The sequence below is a fragment of the Streptomyces sp. NPDC003635 genome (genome assembly GCF_053587635.1).
Genome location: NZ_JBSFOK010000010.1, coordinates 121,254 through 133,823, shown reverse-complemented (window position 1 = coordinate 133,823; position 12,570 = coordinate 121,254). Strand labels below are relative to the sequence as shown.

Here is a 12,570-nt window from a genome sequence, read left to right as displayed (position 1 = left end):
TGCCGATGCCTCCGTGAAGTTAGGCACCGATCGTGCGGCCGTCAATCACTTGCACAACATCAGTTCCCCGGCTTCTCCTCCGTGATCCGCAGCAGCAGTGCCTGGAGGGTGTCGCGCTCGCTCGCGTCGAGCGGCCCCAGCAACTCGCCCGTCACCCGCCGGCTCGACTCGTCGGTGTCGCGCAGGAAGGCGCGGCCGGCCTCGGTGAGGACGACGATCCGGCTGCGGCGGTCGTCGGGGGAGGGGCGGCGCTCGGCGAAGCCCGCCTTCTCCAGGTCGTCGACCAGGCCGACGATCGCGCTCGGGTCGTAGCCCAGGCGATTGCTCAGCTCCCGCTGGAGAGCGCCTTCGCCGGTGGCGAGGAAGCGCAGCACCGCGTAGTGGCGCAACCGCAGGCCGGACTCCTGGAGGCAGGCGTTGAACAGTTGCCCGGAGCGCAGGCCCAGTCGGTAGAGCAGGTAGCCGGTGTCCGCGTGCAGTGCGCGCATCCAGGGCTCGTTCGCGTCGATGGCGGTCGTCTTCATGGCTCCAGTCTTTCGCAGTGGACGGTACGTGACAACTATTGACGTCACCAATTATTGCTCTTAGCTTCAATCCCCGTCGTATCACCTCGCGAAGGGATCCGCCCGTGCCCAGCATCGATCTGACCGGCAAGGTGGCCGTCGTCACCGGCAGCGGCCGGGGCCTCGGCCTCGCCTACGCGCACGCCCTGGCCGCCCACGGCGCCTCGGTGGTCGTCAACGACCTCGACGAGGCCGTCGCCGCCGAGGCCGCCAAGTCGATCACCAAGGCCGGCGGCACGGCCGTCGCCGAGGCGGTCGCGGTCGGTACGACCGAGGCGGCGGACCGGCTCGTCGGCCGTGCCGTCTCCGAGTTCGGCCGCCTCGACACGCTGGTCACCAACGCCGGCATCCTCCGCGACAAGGTGCTGTGGAAGATGACGGACGAGGACTTCGACGCCGTCGTCACGACCCACCTCAAGGGCACCTTCACCTGCGCCCGCGCCGCCGCCGTCCGGATGCGCGAGCAGGGGGAGGGCGGCAGCCTGATCCTGGTCGGCTCCCCGGCCGGGCAGCGCGGCAACTTCGGGCAGACCAACTACGCGGCGGCCAAGGCGGGCATCGCCGCCATGGCCCGCACCTGGTCGATGGAACTGGCCCGCGCGCACATCACCGTCAACGCGATCGTGCCGGTCGCCGCGACCGCGATGACCGAGACCATCCCCGCCTTCGCGCCGTACATCGAGGCCCTGCGGAACGGCGACCGGCTGCCCGACCTCCTGCGCAAGGGCGAGGGCTTCGGCACCCCCGAGGACTGCGCGGCCCTCGTCCCCTTCCTCGCCTCCGCGGCGGCCCGCTCGGTCACCGGTCAGTGCATCGGCATCGGCGGCGACAAGGTGGCTCTCTGGTCGCATCCGCAGGAGATCAGCACGGCCTACGCCGACGGCGGCTGGACCCCCGACACCCTGGCCGACGCCTTCCCCGCGTCCGTCGGCGCCCGGCTCCAGACGGTCGGGATCCCCGCCCCGAAGCTCCCGGAGGCGTGATGGACCTCGGCGCTCTGACCGCGATAGACGTCCACACCCACGCCGAGGTGTCGTCGAAGGGCCACTCCTCGCTCGCCGACGACCTGCACGAAGCCTCTTCCGCCTACTTCAAGGTGGAGGGCAAGCGGAAGCCGACCCTGGAGGAGACCGCCGCCTACTACCGCGAGCGGAACATGGCCGCCGTGATCTTCACGGTGGACGCCGAGTCGGCCACCGGCGCCCCGCCCGTCCCCAACGAGGAGGTCGCCGAGGCCGCCGCCGTCAACTCCGACGTACTGATCCCCTTCGCGTCCGTGGATCCCTTCCGCGGCAAGGCGGGCGTGCGGCAGGCCCGCCGCCTGGTCGAGGAGTACGGGGTGAAGGGGTTCAAGTTCCACCCCAGCATCCAGGGCTTCTTCCCTAACGACCGCGCGGTGGCGTACGGCCTGTACGAGGTGATCGAGGAGACCGGCGCGATCGCCCTCTTCCACACCGGACAGACCGGCATCGGCGCGGGCGTGCCGGGCGGCGGCGGGATCCGCCTGAAGTACTCGAACCCGCTGCATGTCGACGACGTGGCGGCCGACTTCCCGCAGCTGAAGATCATCCTGGCGCACCCGTCCTTCCCCTGGCAGGACGAGGCCCTCGCCGTCGCCACTCACAAGCCGGGCGTGCACATCGACCTGTCCGGCTGGTCGCCGAAGTACTTCCCGCCGCAGCTCGTGCGGTACGCCAACACGCTGCTGAAGGACAAGGTCCTCTTCGGCTCCGACTTCCCCGTCCTCACCCCCGACCGCTGGCTCGCCGACTTCGCGAAGCTGGAGATCAGGGAAGAGGTCCGGCCGAAGATCCTCAAGGAGAACGCCGCCCGACTGCTCGGGCTGACCACACCGTAAGGGGTGCCGGATGCGCAACGAGGGAACGGGGTCGTGGCCCGCACGCCGGGCCCGCAAGACCCCGCACCGCACCGCCCTGATCCACGGCGACACCACTTGGACGTACGCCCAGCTCCACGACCGTGTCACCCGCCTCGCCCACGTGCTGCGCGCCCGCGGCCTCAGGCGCGGCGACCGGATCGCCTACCTCGGCCCGAACCACCCCGCCTACCTGGAGACCCTGTTCGCCGCGGGCCTCCTCGGCGCGGTCTTCGTCCCGCTCAACACCCGCCTCGCGGAACCCGAGATCGCCTACCAGCTCGCCGACTCCGGCGCCAAGGCGCTGATCCACGGCCCCTCGCGCACCGGCCTCGCCGCGAGCACGCATGTCCCTTGGTGCGTCGAAGTGGGCGCGGCATACGAGCAGTTGCTGGCCTCCGCCGCCACCGACCCCATCGACGAACCCGTCGGCCCGGACGACACCTGCATCATCATGTACACCTCGGGCACGACAGGCCGTCCCAAGGGTGCCATGCTCAGCCACGGCAACCTCGTCTGGAACGCGGTCAACGTCCTCGTCGACACCGACCTCGTCGCCGACGAACGCGCGCTGGTCTGCGCGCCGTTGTTCCACACGGCGGGCCTGAACATGCTGACGCTGCCGGTGCTGCTGAAGGGCGGCACCTGTGTCCTGGTCGAGGCCTTCGACCCGGACTCCACCTTCGACCTGGTCGAACGGCACCGGATCAGCTTCATGTTCGGGGTGCCCACGATGTTCGACCGGCTCGCCCGGAACCCGCGCTGGGCGCACGCCGACCTGTCCTCGCTGCGGATCCTGACCTGCGGCGGCTCCCCGGTGCCGACGCCTCTGATCGCCGCGTACCAGGAGCGCGGGCTGACCTTCCTCCAGGGCTACGGCATGACCGAGACCGCGCCCGGCGCCCTCTTCCTGGACGCCGAACACGCGGTGAGCAAGGCCGGTTCGGCGGGCGTGCCGCACTTCTTCAGCGACGTGCGCGTCGTGCGGCCCGACCTCACTGAGGCCGAGTCCGGCGAGACCGGGGAGATCGTCGTGCGGGGGCCGCACGTCATGTCCGGCTACTGGGGGCTGCCCGAGGAGACGGCCGCCTCGTTCGCGGACGGCTGGTTCCGCAGCGGCGACGCGGCCCGCACGGACGAGGACGGCTACGTGTTCGTCGTCGACCGCATCAAGGACATGATCATCTCCGGTGGGGAGAACATCTACCCCGCCGAGATAGAGGACCTGCTCCTCGCCCACCCCGACATCGTCGAGTGCGCGGTCATCGGTGTCCCGGACGACAAGTGGGGCGAGGTCCCCCGTGCGGTCGTCGTCCTCCGCGAGGGTGCCGCTCTCGACCCCGACGAGATCCTCGCCGCCCTCTCCGGCCGGCTCGCCAAGTACAAGATCCCCGCATCGGTGGTGCTCGCGGACGAACTCCCGCGCACCGCCTCCGGAAAGCTCCTCAAGTCCCGTGTCCGCAGTCGGTACGGCAACAGCGAAGGAACCCCATGAGCATCACCGTGAACGGCCTCGACGAACTGAAGAAGCTCGCGGGCGGTGACCTCGGCGCCAGTGAGTGGATCGAGGTCACGCAGGACCGTATCGACACCTTCGCCGACGCGACCGGCGACCACCAGTGGATCCACGTGGACCCGGAGAAGGCCGCCGCGGGCCCCTTCGGGGCCCCGATCGCCCACGGCTACCTGACCCTGTCCCTGTTCATCCCGCTCTTCACCGAGCTGCTGGACGTCCAGGGCGTCACGACGAAGGTCAACTACGGCCTGAACAAAGTGCGGTTCCCCTCCCCGGTCAAGGTCGGCTCGCGGATCCGGCTGGTCGGCAGGCTCACCGAGGTCGAGGAGGTGCCGGGCGGGGTGCAGATCACCGTGGACGGCACGATCGAGATCGAGGGCGGCGCGAAGCCGGCGGCCGTGCTGCAGAGCCTCTCACGGTTCTACGTCTGAGCAGGCAAGGTCTTCCACGGCTGACGAAGCAAGGTCTTCTACGCCGGGTCCGGGCGCACCGGCACCAGATCGAGGAGCCGTTCCGCCGCCGCGTCCGCGAGCGGGGTCAGCCGCTCGTGGACGGAGCGGAAGGTCTTCTCGGCCCGGTCCGCCGGCCAGTCCCGCGGGAGGTGGCGGACCGGCAGCCGGGGGTCGCGGCGGATGAGCCGCAGCCACTCCGCCTGCAGCCGCAGCCGCAGGGGCAGCGCGTCGTCGGGGTTCGGGGTGTCCGTCTCCCACGGCTGCCAGCGGGTCATGAACGTCTCGTAGCGTGCGGCCAGTTCGGACAGCTCCCAGGTCTCCTCGATCATCGCGCCGATGTCCATGCCGGCGTCGGCCTGCGCGCGGAAGACCTTCACATGGGCGGACAGGCCGAGTTCGGCGACCAGAGCGGACACGGCGACCTCGCCGGGGGCGATCCACAGTCCGTTGAACAGCGGTCCGAAGCCGCTCCAGGTGAGCTGGGAGCGCAGGTCGTGACGCTGGCGCTGCCAGGACTCGGGCAGCGAGAAACCGAGCAGGGTCCAGGTGCCGTCCCACTGCCGGTTGACCGCGCCGGTGTGCCAGATCCGGCGCTCCCCGTCGCGCAGTACGGCCGTGGATCGGTCCGTGAGGCCGAAATACATTCGGCGGCCCTCCCGCTGGCGGCGGAGCAGATGCCGGTTCACCATGCGGGTCAGTGTCGAGCGGGTGGCCTGTTCGCCGACGCCCGCCCGGGCGAAGACGTCGATGACGCTGCCCGAGTACACGCAGACGTCCCGGCCGAGCACCTGCTCGCCCAGGAACGTCAGCATGAGGGACTGGGGCCGCAGCGACTCTTCCGTGGTCACGCGGCCCACCGTAACCCGAGGTCGATCAGCCAGCGCTCTGCCGGTAGGAGTAGACGCTCGTCGACACCGCGCAGACGCCGGGCTGGATCACCTCGGCGCGCAGGGTGCCGCTGTTCACGTCGTAGTCCACGCCCTCCGTCTCGTACGTGCCCGTGCAGACGCTGCGCTGCGGCAGCGCGAACAGCGCCTTCACCGCGCCGGTGATCGGCTGCCCGTCCAGCTTGCGGGGCAGGTCGACCTGGAGGAGCGGGCGGATCTCCGGGAACAGGGACCCGGTGGCGTCGTTGGAGGCGCACACCAGGCGGGTGTCGGTGACGAAGTCGCAGCCCTGGATGTCCCGGACCGGTCTGTCGAGCGTGATCTGCCAGGCCTCCTTCAGCTCCCCGCCGGTGGGCGGCGTGGACGGGTTGAGCAGGGGGGCGGGGAAGACCTGGAGCCGGTTCTGGTCGCCCCACTCGCCCGACACCATCCACTGTCCGTCGGGCGAGACGGCCGCGAAGGAGTTGTTGAGCTTCTCGCCCGGGTTGAGCGGGTGCACGTACTCGTAGCGCTTCCCGGCCGGGGTGGTCACCGCGAACATCTTGGAGGTGGCGGTGTCCGGGCCCTGGTAGGCGTCGAAGACGTGCCCCCGCGCGATGTCCGGGTCGCCGACGTGGTTCCAGCCCTTGATCCGCAGCGCCAGGGGTATGTCCAAAAGCCCCCGGTACAGCAGCGAGCCGTCGGCCCGGCTGGCCACCCCCTGCCCGCCGCCCAGGGTGTCGGTGTACGCCGTGCCGGTCTCCTCCCAGTGCGGGTCACCGGCCGCCGACGCGGTACCCGCCCCGAGCGTGAGTGCGGCTAACCCAGCTGCCAGGGACACGAGTTGACGCTTCATCAGACACCCTTCACGTCGACGAACATCGAGTTGGCATAGAACCACGTATCGGCCCACGGGTCACCGTCGCCGGGCTCGCGCGTGATCGGACCGTGCGGATCCACGGCCGCCCCGAGGTATCCGGGCGCCATGCGCTCACGTCTTTGGTGTGGATGGCCTTGGTGTCGGGCGCCCGCCAGCCGTCCCGGTCGGCCGAAGGGCCGCGCACCACGCCCCGGATGACGTCTGCATGCGCCAACTTGGGCAGTTCCTCTGGGTGTTGGGGCGGGAGGCGCCGGTCACCGTCACGTTCGGGGCGAGCGGCTCGCCCTTGCGGACGCGGAGTCGGCCGCCCAGGGGGACGCCCCGGCCGAGGTCGCAGTCCCGCTTGAGCCGGACGTCGAGCCCGTCCAGCAGATACCCGTGGTTTAGCCAGACCCGACCCGCGCGCAGGCCCGCCGTCACCGTCCGGTAGCCGTAGCGCGTGACGCCGACGCGGGTGCGGGAGAACTGGCCCGGCCAGAAGTCGCTGCCGGGCTGCGGGGTGTCGGTGTTCACCGGGTCGGGCAGCCGACCGGTGCTGTCGACGTTCTGGCCCGGCAGCCAGTCACCGTTCTTCCAGATGTCGGCGGGCCCGCGGGGGCCACCGGTGCCTGCCGCGGCGGCGCGGCCCGCAACCTCAGCCGGGGCGCGCACACCTCCGTGCCCCGCGGCGCCCATGGCTCGTCGTCCTTCGTGGTCACCCGGAGCGTCACCCAGGCCTCGCCGCCGTCCTCCGGCAGCGCGAACGGCAGCGGCACGGCCGCCGTCTCGCCGGGCCGCAGATCGGGCAGCCGGGCCGGGGCGGTCAGGGCAGGGCCGTCCGCGAGGGTCAGTTCCCAGCGGGCGGTGAGCCAGTCCAGGCCCCGGAAGCACTGGTGGTTCTGCACCACGAGGCCCTCGTGCCGGTACGCCCGCAACAGCACCGGTGCCGCGATCTCCCGGTGCTCGTACATCACCGGCTTGGGCGTGCGGTCGGGGAAGACGAGGCCGTCCGCGACGAACGCGCCGTCGTGCGGCGGCTCGCCGAAGTCGCCGCCGTTGGCCCAGCGACGGCCGGGCGCGGCGACACCGTCGTCGTACAACCCGGCGCCCAGGCGCCCGGCGGGTCTGCCGTCTGTCACGCGCTGCAGGATTCCGTGGTCCCAGAACTCCCGGATGAAGCCGCCCTGAAGCCCCGGCGTTGACTCGATGGCGGCCCAGTGGTCGGCCAGTGTGCCGTTGCTGTTGCCCCTGGCGTGGGAGTACTCGCACTGGATCAGCGGCCGCGTCTGCTTCGGGGGGAGCCGCCACGGCCAGGTTGGCGATCCCGCCGGAGCCGCCGCTGCCCAGCCCCTCGGTCCGGATGTCCTCACCCGGCGTCGGCGGCCTGCCGAGACCCGTCAGGACGAGGTCGTGGAAAAGCAGCCCGGTCAGCAGCGGGTTGGTCAATAGTCGAGCAGAACTGAGCACGGAAGTGATGGGGAATGACGAGTAGTGTTCACGTCGTGCTGGCGGAACGACGACATCAACTCATCCTGCGGGCCCTGCGCTCCGGCGGCCCCGCGGCCGTGACCGACCTGTCCGAGCAGCTCGGCGTGAGCCCCGCGACCATCCGGCGCGACCTGCTCCGACTGGAGGAGGAAGGACTGCTCACCCGGGTCCACGGCGGCGCGGTCGTCGAGGAGGGCGACCAGCCCTTCGCCGAGGTCGCCGAGGTGCGCGTGGCCGAGAAGGACGCCATAGCCGAGCACGCGGCGGCGATGATCGAGGACGGCCGGTCGGTGCTGCTCGACATCGGCACCACCGCCTACCGGCTGGCCCGGCAACTGCACGGCCGCCGGCTCACCGTGATCACCAGCAACCTGGTGGTCTACGAGGAGCTGGCCGACGACGAGGGCATCGAGCTGGTGATCCTCGGGGGCATGGTCCGGCGCGAGTACCGCTCGCTGGTCGGCTTCCTCACCGAGGACAACCTGCGCCAGCTGCACGCCGACTGGCTCTTCCTCGGCACCAGCGGAGTCCGACCGGGCGGACAGGTGATGGACACGACCGTGGTCGAGGTGCCGGTCAAACGCGCGATGATCGCGGCGAGTGACCGGGTCGTGCTGCTCGCGGATTCGGCGAAGTTCCCGGGTACGGGTATGGCGAAGGTCTGCGGTCCGGAGGACCTGGACGTGGTGGTGACGAACGCTCCCGTGGATGCGGCGACCAGGACCGCCCTGGAGGAGGCCGGCGTCGACGTGGTGGTGGCAGGAGAGGTGCGGACGTGAAGCTGACGATTCTGGGCGGTGGCGGATTCCGGGTGCCGCTCGTGTACGGGGCGCTCCTCGGGGACCGTGGCGACGGCCGGGTGACGGAGGTCGTCCTGCACGACCTGGACTCGGCCCGCCTGAACGCCGTGACCCGTGTGCTCGCCGAGCAGGCGTCGACCGTGGCCGACGCGCCCGTGGTCACCGCCACCACGGACCTCGACGAGGCCCTGCGCGGCGCCGACTTCGTCTTCTCCGCGATCCGCGTCGGTGGCCTGGAGGGCCGGGCGAACGACGAGAGGGTGGCACTCGCCGAGGGTGTGCTCGGGCAGGAGACCGTCGGCGCCGGTGGTATCGCGTACGGCCTGCGGACCGTCCCTGTCGCCGTCGACATCGCGCGTCGGGTGGCCAGGCTCGCGCCGGACGCCTGGGTCATCAACTTCACCAATCCCGCGGGCCTGGTCACCGAGGCGATGTCCCGCCACCTCGGCGACCGGGTCATCGGCATCTGCGACTCGCCGGTCGGCCTCGGCCGCCGTATCGCCCGTGTGCTCGGTGTGAGGAACCCGGCCGAGGCGTGGATCGACTACGTCGGCCTCAACCATCTCGGCTGGGTCCGCGGCCTGCGCGTCGCCGGCCGCGACGAACTCCCGCGCCTGCTCGCCGACCCCGCCCTGCTCGGCTCGTTCGAGGAGGGCAAGCTCTTCGGCCCCGACTGGCTCCGGTCGCTGGGCGCGATCCCCAACGAGTACCTGCACTACTACTACTTCAACCGCGAGGCCGTACGCGCCTACCAGGAGGCCGAGCAGACCCGCGGCGCCTTCCTGCGCGACCAGCAGGCCCGGTTCTACGAGGAGATGGGCAAGCCCGACGCGGCCGCCCTCGACGCCTGGGACCGTACGCGCGCCGAGCGCGAGGCCACGTACATGGCGGAGAACCGGGAGACCGCGGGCGCCGGTGAGCGCGACGCCGACGACCTCTCGGGCGGCTACGAGAAGGTCGCCCTCGCGCTGATGCGGGCCATCGCGCGCGACGAGCGCACGACCTTGATCCTCAACGTCCGCAACCAGCACACCCTGTCCGTCCTCGACGCCGACGCCGTCATCGAGGTCCCGTGCCTGGTCGACGCCAACGGCGCCCACCCGGTCGCCGTCGACCCGCTGCCCGGCCACGCCACCGGGCTCGTCTGCTCGGTCAAGGCGGTCGAGCGGGAGGTGCTCGCCGCGGCCGGGTCCGGCTCGCGCACGACGGCCGTGAAGGCCTTCGCGCTGCATCCGCTGGTCGACTCGGTGAACGTGGCCCGGCGGCTGGTGGAGGGGTACACCGAGGTCCATCCGGGGCTGGCCTACCTTCGGTAGCCGGCCGGACGAATGCCGACGGATCGAGGAGGGCGCGGAGCGGCTCCACCACCGGCGCGTCAATGATCGAGCGGGTTGCCCCACACGCTCCCAGGAAGTTTTAAGGAAGCGGTAAAGCGCCAGGTCATGGCCGGAATCCCGGCCTCCGCGGTCCTGGCGCTTTGCCTTCCGGACACCTGCAGTTCGCCTTCTGCCTCTGGGATGCGGAGGAAAGCGCAGGAGAAAGGTGTGGCGGTGCGAGACTCGCGCAAGTCTGTGATCGGCAAGGGGCTCAGGCGTCGGGGCAGGCTGATGATCCAGGCGGTGAGCCCGCCGCGCCGCACGCTGGACGCCATTCCCGCGCCCCGGACGGAGACCGGGCCCAAGGAGCCGTCCTACGTCGCCCCGCTCGCTCCGCGCCTGGTCGACTCCCCGGTCTTCGTACTGTCCTCGGTGCGCTCCGGGTCGACCCTGCTGCGGGTGCTGCTGAACAGCCACAGCCGGATCCGCGCCCCGCACGAGATGCATCTGCGCACGGTCCACGTCCAGCTCGCCCGCAGCTTCACCGCGGACGCGATGAAGGCGCTCCAGCTGGACAGGGCCGAGCTGGAACACCTGCTGTGGGACCGGGTGATGCATCTGGAGCTGACCCGCAGCGGCAAGGACGTCATCGTCGACAAGACGCCGCCGAACACCCTCATCTGGCCCCGGCTGCACCGATGTTGGCCGAACGCCCGGTACATTCTGCTGCTGCGGCACCCCGGCGCGATCATCGCCTCCCTGACCGACCGCCGCAAGGACCCCGACCACGCCGAGATCCTCGCCGAGGTCCTCGGCTACTCCGAGAAGCTGGAAGAGGCGCGCCGGACCCTGGACGTCCATGTGGTGACGTACGAGGAGCTGACCGCCGAGCCGGAGAAGGCCACGCGCGCCATCTGCGCGTACCTCGGCGTCGAGTGGGAGAGCGGCATGCTCGACTACGGCAGCAAGGACCACGGCACGTTCCGCCCCCAGCTCGGGGACTGGTCCAGCACCATCAAGTCGGGCAGGATCCAGCCCGCCCGAACCGCCGACCCCAAGGTCGAACTACCGCCGCGCCTGCGGGAGATCGCGAAGGCGTGGGGGTACGAGCTCTAGGCCCGGACCCCCACTCCTCCAGGGCTCAGCCGGTGAAGCCGGCCGTGATCGAGGTGAACTGCCAGTTGCTCTGGCTGATGCCGGAGCAGTTGCTCACCACGCCCCCGCCGGGGCACGGCCGGTCGCGGTTGACCGACCAGAAGGCGAGCCGGGCGATGTGGTGGGAGTTCGCCCAGTCGCGGATCTGTGTCCAGGTGGCCGGCGAGGTCAGCTCCTGCTGGTCGCTGAGCCCGTTCATGCCGGAGATCCCGATGTGCGCGTAGGCCGTGGCGTCGTCCCAGCCGAAGGCGGACTTCAGCTTGTTCTTCAGGCCCTCCGTGGCGTTCACGGTGTTGCCGTACATGTCTGCGCCGCCGCCGAAGTCGAACGGCATGATCGTGAACACGTCGATGTTGGCGTTGAGCGCCCTGGCCTGGTCGATGAGCCGGTTGCCCCAGTAGGTCGGGCCCGTGGTCGTCGTACCGAAGGTGATGATCGTGCGCAGGCCCGGGTTGTTTGCCTTGACGATCTTCAGGGCGTTCAGGATGCGGTCCTGCACGACCGCGTTCTCGAACTCGTCGGTGTTCTCGATGTCGACGTCGATGGCCTTCAGGCCGTAGGCGTCGATCACCCGCTGGTAGGCGCCCGCCAGCGCCTCCGCCGTGGAGCAGTTGGGCCCGAGCTTGTTGCCGCTCCAGCCACCGATCGAGGGGACGATGTCACCGCCGGCCGCGCGGATCGAGTTGATGACGCTCTGGTCGTTGCCGCCGGTCAGCGGCCGGTTGCCGTCCCAGGCGGGGTTGCAGCCGCCGGAGGAGAGGATGAACGCCATCGTGTACCACTTGATGCCGGTCGCGCTCATCACCGAGGCCGCGCTCGGCGGGTCGCCCCAGCCGAGGTACAGATAGGGCGCGGCCTGCTTGAACCCGGTGCCGGGCGTGCCCGGGTCGGTGGTCACGGAAACGGAGTTGGAGGCCGCCGAGGCGTTCCCGGCCGCGTCCCGCGCCCGCACGCTGAAGGTATGGGCGGTGCTGGGCGAGAGCCCGCTCACCGTGGCACTCGTACCGGAGACGCTGAGCACCTGGTTCGCGCCGCTGTAGATGTCGTACGAGGTGACGCCCACGTTGTCCGTCGAGGCGTTCCAGGCCAGCGAGACGCTGGAGGACGTCTTGCCGGTGGACCGCAGGTTGCCGGGCGCGGTCGGGGCCTGGGTGTCCGAGCCGCCGCCCGGGCCGTCGAGGCTGATGTCGTCGGCGTGGTAGGTGCCCTGGGCGTACCAGCCGTGGGTGTAGACGGTGGCCGAGGTCTGCGCGGCGCCGGTCGTGAACGACACGCTGAGCCTGCTGTACGCCGACGGCGATGTCGTCCAGGTGGACGCGCCGCCGTCGACCCCGAGGTACACGTAGCTGCCCCGCACCCAGCCGCTGAGCGTGTACGCGGTGTTGGGCTGGACCCGCACGGTCTGGCCGCACTTGGCGATGTCGCTCGAAGTCACCGCGCCCTGCAGGGCCCTGGACCCGCCGTGCACCGGCGAGGAGACCACCGAGCCGAGGTTGCCGGTGCAGGACCACGGGGAGAGGGCGCCCGACTCGAAGCCGGGGTTGGACAGGATGTTGGCCGCGTGGGCCGTACCGGGCAGGGCGACGGCACCGGTGAAGGCGAGCGCCGCCGCGCCCAGCAGAGCGAGAAGTCGACGTCTGGAACGTCTGAACAGTGAGATGCGCACGCGAACTCCCTGA

At 70.7% G+C, this 12,570-nt stretch carries 11 protein-coding genes and 2 pseudogenes; 7 read left to right on the top strand and 6 right to left on the bottom strand.

Features of this window, described 5'->3' with window-relative positions:
* Positions 1-59: 59 nt before the first annotated feature.
* Positions 60-524 carry a MarR family winged helix-turn-helix transcriptional regulator gene (locus ACWDRW_RS12775; RefSeq protein ID WP_451722596.1) on the bottom strand — a complete coding sequence of 155 codons (465 nt, stop codon included), beginning with the start codon at positions 522-524 and terminating at the stop codon, positions 60-62.
* Positions 525-628: 104 nt separating this feature from the next.
* Between ACWDRW_RS12775 and ACWDRW_RS12770 the strand changes: the two genes are divergently transcribed.
* The 4 genes from ACWDRW_RS12770 to ACWDRW_RS12755 are packed head-to-tail and all read left to right on the top strand — an operon-like array spanning position 629 to position 4,386.
* On the top strand, positions 629-1,546 hold the full coding sequence (locus tag ACWDRW_RS12770; protein ID WP_451722594.1) for an SDR family NAD(P)-dependent oxidoreductase: 918 nt from the start codon (positions 629-631) through the stop codon (positions 1,544-1,546).
* Entirely contained in the window at positions 1,546-2,421 is an 876-nt protein-coding gene (locus ACWDRW_RS12765) for an amidohydrolase family protein (RefSeq protein WP_451722593.1), read from the top strand. Before ACWDRW_RS12770 ends, ACWDRW_RS12765 begins: the two co-directional genes overlap by 1 nt.
* A gap of 10 nt (positions 2,422-2,431) precedes the next feature.
* A complete protein-coding gene (menE, locus tag ACWDRW_RS12760) occupies positions 2,432-3,934 on the top strand; it encodes an o-succinylbenzoate--CoA ligase (RefSeq protein WP_451722592.1) in 1,503 nt (500 codons plus the stop codon).
* Complete coding sequence (locus ACWDRW_RS12755) at positions 3,931-4,386, top strand: MaoC family dehydratase (protein WP_451722591.1); 456 nt, start codon at positions 3,931-3,933, stop codon at positions 4,384-4,386. Before menE ends, ACWDRW_RS12755 begins: the two co-directional genes overlap by 4 nt.
* A gap of 38 nt (positions 4,387-4,424) precedes the next feature.
* On the opposite strand, the gene ACWDRW_RS12750 is transcribed toward ACWDRW_RS12755, so the two are convergent.
* The 4 genes and pseudogenes from ACWDRW_RS12750 to ACWDRW_RS12735 form a co-directional block, all read right to left on the bottom strand.
* Positions 4,425-5,255, bottom strand: coding sequence for a PaaX family transcriptional regulator (locus tag ACWDRW_RS12750; RefSeq protein WP_451722589.1), 831 nt, complete (start codon positions 5,253-5,255; stop codon positions 4,425-4,427).
* Positions 5,256-5,280: 25 nt separating this feature from the next.
* Positions 5,281-6,129: a hypothetical protein gene (locus ACWDRW_RS12745; protein ID WP_451722587.1), complete on the bottom strand. Its 849-nt coding sequence runs from the start codon at positions 6,127-6,129 to the stop codon at positions 5,281-5,283.
* Positions 6,129-6,735: pseudogene (locus ACWDRW_RS12740) on the bottom strand (histidinol-phosphatase); the annotation flags it as partial. The gene ACWDRW_RS12745 and the pseudogene ACWDRW_RS12740, both read right to left, overlap by 1 nt.
* A gap of 11 nt (positions 6,736-6,746) precedes the next feature.
* A pseudogene (locus tag ACWDRW_RS12735) lies at positions 6,747-7,484 on the bottom strand (glycoside hydrolase family 2 TIM barrel-domain containing protein); the annotation flags it as partial.
* 150 nt (positions 7,485-7,634) lie between these two features.
* Between ACWDRW_RS12735 and ACWDRW_RS12730 the strand changes: the two are divergent.
* The 3 genes from ACWDRW_RS12730 (at position 7,635) to ACWDRW_RS12720 (ending at position 10,852) form a co-directional block, all read left to right on the top strand.
* Positions 7,635-8,399, top strand: coding sequence for a DeoR/GlpR family DNA-binding transcription regulator (locus ACWDRW_RS12730; protein ID WP_451722704.1), 765 nt, complete (start codon positions 7,635-7,637; stop codon positions 8,397-8,399).
* Positions 8,396-9,736, top strand: coding sequence for a 6-phospho-beta-glucosidase (locus tag ACWDRW_RS12725; protein WP_451722586.1), 1,341 nt, complete (start codon positions 8,396-8,398; stop codon positions 9,734-9,736). Before ACWDRW_RS12730 ends, ACWDRW_RS12725 begins: the two co-directional genes overlap by 4 nt.
* Positions 9,737-9,970: 234 nt before the next feature.
* Positions 9,971-10,852, top strand: a complete 882-nt coding sequence (locus ACWDRW_RS12720) for a sulfotransferase family protein (RefSeq protein ID WP_451722703.1) — start codon at positions 9,971-9,973, stop codon at positions 10,850-10,852.
* 25 nt (positions 10,853-10,877) lie between these two features.
* Here the strand turns inward: ACWDRW_RS12720 and ACWDRW_RS12715 are convergent, their stop codons facing one another.
* Positions 10,878-12,557 (bottom strand): carbohydrate binding domain-containing protein, encoded by a 1,680-nt coding sequence (locus ACWDRW_RS12715; protein ID WP_451722584.1) that lies wholly within the window; start codon positions 12,555-12,557, stop codon positions 10,878-10,880.
* Positions 12,558-12,570 lie beyond the last annotated feature (13 nt).